Source organism: Holdemanella hominis (assembly GCF_014306155.1).
Lineage (GTDB): Bacteria > Bacillota_I > Bacilli_A > Erysipelotrichales > Erysipelotrichaceae > Holdemanella > Holdemanella hominis.
Window position 1 is genome coordinate 1 of record NZ_JACRWH010000113.1, and the last position, 1,501, is coordinate 1,501.

General features: G+C 32.2%; 1 protein-coding gene. It reads right to left on the bottom strand.

Annotation, left to right across the window (positions count from 1 at the left end; genetic code table 11):
• Positions 1-81: 81 nt before the first annotated feature.
• Entirely contained in the window at positions 82-1,287 is a 1,206-nt protein-coding gene (locus tag H8911_RS12105; protein WP_186999833.1) for an IS110 family RNA-guided transposase, read from the bottom strand.
• Positions 1,288-1,501: the final 214 nt, after the last annotated feature.

The window sequence follows — 1,501 nt, forward strand, 5'->3', positions numbered from 1 at the left end:
ACACATTTTTTGATGATTTTCCACGACAAAAAGATTGGATTTCTCCAATTTTTTAAATTTTTGTTTATAATGTATTCAAGACTACCTTTCATATGTGGTCTTGTTTTTGCATATACCGTATATTATTTTTAACAGTTTGGCGGTACATGCGGTTTTGGCAGCTTTCGAATTTAGCGGGTTCGATTGCTGCTTTTTCTTTTGATAGAATCGATTCACTGGATTATCTTTAGCTCCTCTTATAGAACATCCTACAGCCAGAAACAATAGACACCTTAGATATTTATTTCCTTTTTTGGATATCTTTAAATGTTTTCCATCCTGGTCTCCTGACTGATATATATGCGGATCCAATCCTGCATATGCCACAAGTGCTTCTCTTGATTTAAATTCTTCTATATCTCCAATCTCTGCAATGATTCTTGCAGCAAGATTGGGCCCTATTCCATCAATGCTTGAGATATATCTATATTCTTCTAAAGTAGAAGCAACTGTTATCATTTCATTCAATGTTTTTTCACATTCCCTCTGTGTTTCGATTACCTTATCAAGTAATATTTTAAATATTTCAACTTCTACATCATCCTTTTCACATCCGGGATATGTCTTTTTCGCAAATTCTATTATTTTTAATGCATATTCTAAAGATACCTTATGAGTATGACATGTATTTTTCTCAAGATATCTGGCAACTGTTTCAGCCTTCTTGTTCTTCAATAAATCCGGATGTGGATATTTCTTTAGGATTGTCATTGGAATATCACTGTATCCATCCTTAAATAAATCAAGATATCCCGGAAAACAGATGCTTAACTGATTTTGAAATGTAACCTTGTATTTTATAAGATGATTCAACTGATCTTCATACAATCGATTCTTTTTCCTGAGCCAGTTATGTGTTTCATCCTTCTTTGTTAGTTCCATCATTTCTTCTTTATCGTAATAAACTTTTGAAATAGATATTGGATCAAGCTTATCCGTCTTCTTATTATGTATTTCTTCTTTCCGCTTTCTGGCAGATTCTAAAGGATTGATTATATATGTCTTTATACTGTTCTTACTTAGAAATCTTTCTAAAGGTTTTGTATAAACACCGGTTGCTTCAAATACGGCACATACCTTTTCATTGGTTTCAGCTTCCAGCTTCTGAATATCTTCTAGAAGTCTTTTGAATCCTTCAATATCATGATCAATTTTCTTTACTTTACCAAAACGTTTATTGTTCTTGATAAAACACATGTAATGACTGTTTCCATTGGAAACATCAATGCTTACAATTGGACTTTCCATACAATACTTCCTTTCATTAAACAGTAGAGATAACTTCCAAATTTCTGCTCCATATTGTTTCGTTTTACATACTGACTTGATTCAATTACCGTCTTTTTAGATATAAGCTTATTCATAAACAGAAATAGGAAGAATGACGTTTTTTTTCACTGACTCAAAGGTCTAAAAAGAGCTACGTCATTTCTTCTCTAAGACTTTGTTCTCATTACATGCC